Genomic DNA, 4075 nt, shown 5'->3' with positions numbered 1-4075 from the left:
CTCTCCCCCTCCTTCCCTCTCACAACGTCGCAGATTGCCAGAACGAACGGACTTTCCGTCACAAATCTGAAAATTTAGCCGATCGCTATTCAGCAGGAATCGGATCGGGTATGATGTTAACTTACATATTACAATTGCCTTTTATTATTTTTTATTAAAAAATTTCCGTGCCGTGAAATCAGTTGTTGCTGGTGGAAGGTCGGATACGAAGCCAACTCTCACTCTGTGAGATTTAGCTACAAATGTTAATCATATGTTAACCATCCATTAACCGTCTGTAATCTGTTGCTGGGAGCCAACTTGCTCCTAGTCCTATTTAGATTAAACCCCATCCCTTTTATTAAGTAAAAATTTTGATAAATGAAATCAGTTGTTAATCGTGGAAGATCGAACACCAGTAGAATTCTAATCGTTGATGATTCATCGGAAATTCTATCCGTAACCGATGCAATTCTCACGTCAGCAGGATATGAGACGATCGCTTACACCGACGGCTTAATCGCGCTGCAAATTATGGAACTCCTGCCGCCAGATCTAATTATTCTCGATATTAATATGCCCACAATTGATGGGTACGAAATGACCAGGAGGATTAGAAGTAATTCTAAGTGGGATCTGACGCCCATCTTACTATTTACGGCACTCGATCGATCTCAAGCCGCGCTGGGGCTAGAATGTGGAGCTGACGATCTTCTGGGTAAACCAATCGCGATCGAGGAGTTACTCGGCAAAGTTAGTTTATTGCTCCATTCTCGGTATCGTCAACAACTTCGGGCGGGGTAGGCTTTAGGTTTTAGGCTTTAGGTTTTAGGCTTTAGGTTTTAGGTTTTAGGCTTTAGGTTTTAGGTTTAAATCCCCACCCTCACAGCCCAATTATCAATTATCAATTAATTTAACGATCGATCCCATGCCTACGGATTCATATTCCGTAGGTATAAATTTGCATTTTTGGTCGATCGCTGTTGCTAATAAGTTTTGATATGCCTTGGTATCGATCGTATACGCACCAAACCGTTCGAGGTGAGGATTGGTCATTTGGGCATCAAATAGCTGAAAATTTTGTCGGCGCAGATGATTGACAAGGTGTACCATCGCAACTTTTGAGCCTTCGGGAATCTCAAAGAACATCGATTCGCCGATAAAAGCAGCACCGATGGCAATCCCCAGAATCCCACCAGCGAGTTCGTTGCCTTGCCAAGTTTCAAAACTATACGCCCAACCCGCTTGGCACAGTTCCCAGTAGATCTCTTGAAGTTCGCCCGAAATCCAGGTAGTATCTCGATCGGCACAACCTGCTACAACCGCTCGAAAATCTCCATTAATCCTCACCGTAAAGCGGTTTTGATTGATGACACGCCGCAGCGATGTCGGATAGCGAAAGCGATCGTCAAGCGGAATCAGCGCGTGTTCGCTGCTAGAATACCACTGAAGATCGCTATCTTCATCGTCTGCCATCAAAAAATGACCCTGCGAGTAGCCTGCAATAATTCCGGGTAAGTAGTAGTTGGACATTCGATTTTGGATTTTAGATCGAGACAAGACAGGATTTTGGATTTTGGTCGATCGACCATTCACTATTCACTATTCACTATCCACTATTCACTATCCACTATTCACTATTCACTATTCACTATCCACTATTCACTATCCACTATTCACTATTCACTATTCACTGCCCACGATCGACTACTCACTCCCAACTCCCAACTCCCCACTCCCCACTGTATCCTACAACTCTTTCTCAAACCCGTGTTCTCTCTATTATGATGGTAAGTGAGACGACAACCACAAGCATAAAACATGGATATTGGCATTCCCAGAGAAACCAAAGACCAAGAATTTCGAGTCGGATTAACTCCGAGTATCGTGCGGACATTGAGCGATCGCGGACATCAAGTATACGTCGAAACTAATGCCGGGAACGGATCTAGCTTTACCGATGCTGAATATCTCCAAGCTGGAGCCAAGATCGTGCCCACAGCCGCCGCTGCGTGGGATCGGGAAATGGTTGTCAAAGTCAAAGAACCCCTCGCGAGTGAATATTCATACCTGCAAAAAAATCAAATTCTATTTACCTATCTTCACCTCGCCGCCAATCGTGCCCTCACCGAACAACTGATCGATACTGGTGTCAGCGCGATCGCTTACGAGACAGTAGAATTACCAGATGGCAAACTGCCCCTACTGGCACCAATGAGCATTATTGCCGGGAGATTATCGGTACAATTTGGCGCGAGATTTCTGGAGAAACAACAAGGCGGTAGTGGTGTGCTCCTCGGCGGCGTCCCTGGCGTCCAACCCGGACGAGTCACCATCCTCGGTGGGGGGATTGTCGGCACTGAAGCAGCGCGAATAGCGGTCGGTATGGGCGCGCAGGTGACGATTCTGGATGTGAATGTCGATCGATTGAGCTATCTCGAAACCATCTTTGGTTCGCGCGTTACTTATCTCTATAGTAATGCTGCTAATATCGAAATCTGCGTCCGCAGTGCGGATCTGGTCATCGGCGCAGTTTTAATTCTGGGCAAACGTGCGCCGATCCTCGTCTCTAAGGCTCTAGTCGAGCAGATGAAACCAGGTTCCGTCATTGTCGATGTCGCCGTCGATCAAGGAGGCTGTATTGAGACGCTCCGCACCACTTCACATACCAATCCCGTTTATACAGAAGCGGGAGTCGTACATTATGGCGTACCGAATATGCCGGGAGCTGTACCGTGGACGGCAACGCAAGCTTTAAATAATAGTACTGCGCCCTATGTAGTAAAACTAGCCGATCGCGGTTTAGAAGCTCTGGAACTAGATCTCAATCTGGCAAAAGGGGTAAATGTGCGCGGTGGGTCGATCGTACATCCGGCAGTACAATCGGTTTTTCCAGATTTACCTAGCTAGTACTCGACGGCATAAGTAAAGCAACCATTGCGCATACTCTACCTCTACTCTCCCAACTCCCAACTCCCAACTCCCAACTCCCAACTCTTGCCAAAATAGTACTAGGATTTATGCCGTAGACTACTAGTAAATAATTTATGGTCGAACGGTATTGAAGAGATTTGGTTCCTGACAGGCAATGACCCGAACTCGATCGGCAGTAGAATCTGAGATAGCTTGAAAGGCGAGATCCCCAATCAGCTTATGTGCGGCTGTCGTCGGATGAATACCATCCCAAAATAAATAGGTATTGGGAGTAGTGCAGCCAACCGAAAAGCAGCCTTCTGTAACATTGTCAAATCCATAACTGCGAGGATTGACAATCGCTTGACTGAATGCAGTATTAACATCTACCAAACTTAATTTAATCTGCGGATTCAGCTTCCCTAAATCCCGAATGCTGGCAGCTAAACCAGCATTATGTGCTTGAGTTAAAATCGTAAGCTGTGTGGCGGTAGGCCGATTTCGGGTATTAGGTAGCTCGCCGAGATTGGGGAGATTGACGACCAAGATATTTTTGGCACCACGATCGATTAAAGTACCAATGTCGCGGCTCAAATTACCGATCGTGACTTTGGGATCTGGTATATTTGCTGGCGTGGCTCGCAAATAATCATTAGCTCCGCCCCAAATGACATATAGTGCATTGGGGTCGCTAATCGGATGATTTTTTACCTGTTGGGCGATCCCCAGCAATTTAGGAATATACTTTTGGCCGACGTTTATCGTCCCAGTTGTTGCACCCCCTTCGGCAAAATTCTGACGCCGATCGCTACCAATTCCCAATCTATCGGCAAGGTATTCAATCCAGAGTTTGCCGTTGGAAAACCTGCCCTGACTGCTGGATGGCGGGGTTGCCCCTTTAGCTGCAGCGTTGCCCACATCCGAGAGACTATCTCCGTACACGACTATTTGACTGAAATCTGCCGCGATCGCTCGAACTGGCATGAGGCCATAGCCCAGAATTAACCCACCGACGATTAACAATATTTTCATGTGGCTGTCTGGATAGCGATTATCGGCATATTTAGGCGACAAACCGGAGCCGCACTAAGTTCGATTGTATCTAGTCCGATCTTCGCTATTCATCGGTATGAACTGCGAACATATTTGTTAAATATCTAACAACCATCACGATCGAGAGCAG

The 4075-nt window shown here is 46.4% G+C and carries 4 protein-coding genes; 2 read left to right on the top strand and 2 right to left on the bottom strand.

Annotated elements, in window-relative coordinates; genetic code table 11:
* Nucleotides 1-360 precede the first annotated feature (360 nt).
* Nucleotides 361-783: a response regulator transcription factor gene (locus tag C7B77_RS25345; RefSeq protein WP_106311490.1), complete on the top strand. Its 423-nt coding sequence runs from the start codon at nucleotides 361-363 to the stop codon at nucleotides 781-783.
* 93 nt (nucleotides 784-876) lie between these two features.
* Here the strand turns inward: C7B77_RS25345 and aat are convergent, their stop codons facing one another.
* On the bottom strand, nucleotides 877-1512 hold the full coding sequence (aat, locus tag C7B77_RS25340; protein ID WP_106311487.1) for a leucyl/phenylalanyl-tRNA--protein transferase: 636 nt from the start codon (nucleotides 1510-1512) through the stop codon (nucleotides 877-879).
* Between the two features lie 288 nt (nucleotides 1513-1800).
* Here aat and ald point away from each other — a divergent pair, with 288 nt between their 5' ends.
* Nucleotides 1801-2889, top strand: a complete 1089-nt coding sequence (ald, locus tag C7B77_RS25330; RefSeq protein WP_106311481.1) for an alanine dehydrogenase — start codon at nucleotides 1801-1803, stop codon at nucleotides 2887-2889.
* A gap of 135 nt (nucleotides 2890-3024) precedes the next feature.
* On the opposite strand, the gene C7B77_RS25325 is transcribed toward ald, so the two are convergent.
* Nucleotides 3025-3924, bottom strand: coding sequence for an SGNH/GDSL hydrolase family protein (locus tag C7B77_RS25325; RefSeq protein WP_181244030.1), 900 nt, complete (start codon nucleotides 3922-3924; stop codon nucleotides 3025-3027).
* Between the last annotated feature and the right edge of the window lie 151 nt (nucleotides 3925-4075).

This window comes from Chamaesiphon polymorphus CCALA 037, assembly GCF_003003845.1.
In the GTDB taxonomy this organism is placed as follows: Bacteria; Cyanobacteriota; Cyanobacteriia; order Cyanobacteriales; family Chamaesiphonaceae; genus Chamaesiphon; species Chamaesiphon polymorphus.
The sequence above is the reverse complement of the archived record's forward strand: the minus strand, read 5'-3'. Positions and strand labels throughout refer to the sequence as shown.